General features: G+C 61.7%; 2 protein-coding genes. One reads left to right on the top strand and one right to left on the bottom strand.

Features of this window, described 5'->3' with window-relative positions; genetic code table 11:
• Positions 1-37: 37 nt before the first annotated feature.
• Positions 38-1,087 carry a GDP-mannose 4,6-dehydratase gene (locus WCA53_RS08770; protein ID WP_423908066.1) on the top strand — a complete coding sequence of 350 codons (1,050 nt, stop codon included), beginning with the start codon at positions 38-40 and terminating at the stop codon, positions 1,085-1,087.
• On the opposite strand, the gene WCA53_RS08765 is transcribed toward WCA53_RS08770, so the two are convergent.
• Entirely contained in the window at positions 1,077-2,048 is a 972-nt protein-coding gene (locus WCA53_RS08765; protein WP_423908064.1) for a LysR family transcriptional regulator, read from the bottom strand. The two genes, WCA53_RS08770 and WCA53_RS08765, sit on opposite strands and share 11 nt — an antisense overlap.
• Between the last annotated feature and the right edge of the window lie 168 nt (positions 2,049-2,216).

Raw genomic sequence — 2,216 nt, 5'->3', positions numbered from 1 at the left:
TTCTTATGCAAGACGGTGGACGCGAACATCAAGCGCAATGAACGACACAAAACATCCTGACGGCGGCAAGCGCCGCCGAGCACTCGTCACGGGCCTCTCCGGCTTCACCGGACGTCATATGGCGGAGCGTCTGCTCGACGAGGGCTACGAGGTCTGGGGAACCGTGTCCGCATCCGAGGCCGCCGTTCCAGGCACGACCGGCGTACCGGTCGACCTGCTCGATCTCGACGCCGTCCGGGCGTGCGTGGCCGACGCGCGCCCGGACGTGGTGGTGCATCTCGCTGGTCTCGCCCACGTCACGGGCAATCCGCCCACGCGTAGTTATCTCGTGAACATCATGGGTTCGCGCAACCTGCTCGACGCGCTCACCACGCTCGACCAGAAGCCGCGCGCGGTGCTGCTCGCGAGTACATCGAACGTGTATGGCAATGCGAATGTGGAAGTCATCGACGAATCCGTGGCGCTCAATCCTGGCAATGACTACGCGGTGAGCAAACTGGCCATGGAGCACATGGCGCGTTTGTACCTGGACCGCTTGCCGGTATTTTTCACGCGGCCGTTCAACTACACCGGCGTGGGTCAAAGCGACGCGTTCCTGCTGCCGAAGATTGTCAATCATCATGCGAGCCACCAGACGCGCATGTCGCTCGGCAACCTCGCCGTGAGCCGGGACTTCTCCGACGTCCGCAATGTCGTCGATGTCTACGCGCGGCTTCTCGAAGAAGCGCCGGCAGGCGAGGCGTTCAACATCTGCTCCGGCCACGGCCATTCGCTGGGCGAGATCCTCGGCATGATGCGACGTATCGCGGGCTACGAAATCGAAATCTTCGTGGACCCGCGCTTCATGCGACATAACGAGATCGCGAAGCTGGTCGGATCGAACCTCAAGCTTCGCTCGGTGATCGGCCGGGTGCCGGTCACACCGATCTACGAAACGCTCGAATGGATGTTCGAGCACGCTCGCGCGGAAATCACGAACGCGGCAGCGCTCCCCGCGTTGCCACCGCCCGCAGCAGCGACCGGCGCGACTAGCGCGACCACCGCGACTGCCGTTAGCGCGAGCATCGGTGAAGTCATCAAGTCGTAACCTGCCCCGCTTGCGCGACGTGACTGACATACGCGGGAGCCGCTTTCCCGCTTGGCACCTGCAATGACGGCTGGCGTTTGTAAATCTCCGCGACCCAGTCGATAAACGCCCTCACCCTCCTTGGCTGGTGCCGGTTCGCGGCGTACAGGATCGACACCACGCGCGGATACGACGGATAGGACCGCAACACTTCGCGTAGCGTTCCGTTTTCGAGAAAAGATGCCAACGTATAGCTCGAAGCCTGGATCAGCCCAAGCCCGGCAATGCCGCACGCCACATACGAATCGGCGTCATTGACGGCCAGGACGGCCTTGAGTGCAATCGTCCTGGTCTCGCCGTCGACGAGAAACTCCCAGGTCCTGACGCGCCCAGTAGTGCTGACGAGATAGTCGACACACATATGGTCGTCGAGGTCTTCGAGGGTCTTCGGTTCACCGAACTTTTCAAGGTACGACGGAGCGGCCGCGGTGACCTGCATATAACTGCCGATGGTCTTCGCAACCAGCCCGACATCGCCGACCGCGCCCACGCGAATGACGCAATCCACGCCCGACTCCACAATATCGATATTCTTGTCGGTCAGGTTCATCTCCACGCGAATGTCCGGATACTGCGCGAAAAATTCGGGCAATGCCTCGATGACCGTGCTCTTCGCCATTAATGCGGGCAAGCTGACACGCACCGTACCCTTCGGGCTCAGCTTCGAGCGCGACAGCACCGACTCCATCTCGTCCACTTCACCGAGCACGCGCACGCATCGCTCGTAATAGATTTCGCCGTCTTCCGTGATGCTGATGCTGCGGGTTGTGCGATTCAGCAGGCGCGCGCCGAGGTGCGCCTCAAGGGCTTGCACGGTGCGTGAGACGCTTGCCGCGGGCAGGCGCATGGCGTCGGCAGCCTTCGAGAAACTGCCGCTCTCGACCACCCGCACAAAGACTTTCATTGCCAGGAAACGATCCATGCTTGAGCACCCCATTGGGCCCGCGAGGCGTGACGGTTTCGTCGTGTCGCGTCGTCGCTGTGGCCTTAGTCGTTTCGTTTCCACCGTGGAAACTAATGGAGATACTACGACGGATTGGGGTTTGGGGGGGTGCTGCTCGCGGAGAGTGTGGGGAGAGCGTTGAGTCCT

The sequence above is a fragment of the Caballeronia sp. genome (genome assembly GCF_049581465.1).
In the GTDB taxonomy this organism is placed as follows: domain Bacteria; phylum Pseudomonadota; class Gammaproteobacteria; order Burkholderiales; family Burkholderiaceae; genus Caballeronia.
This window is presented reverse-complemented; position numbering and strand designations above follow the sequence as displayed.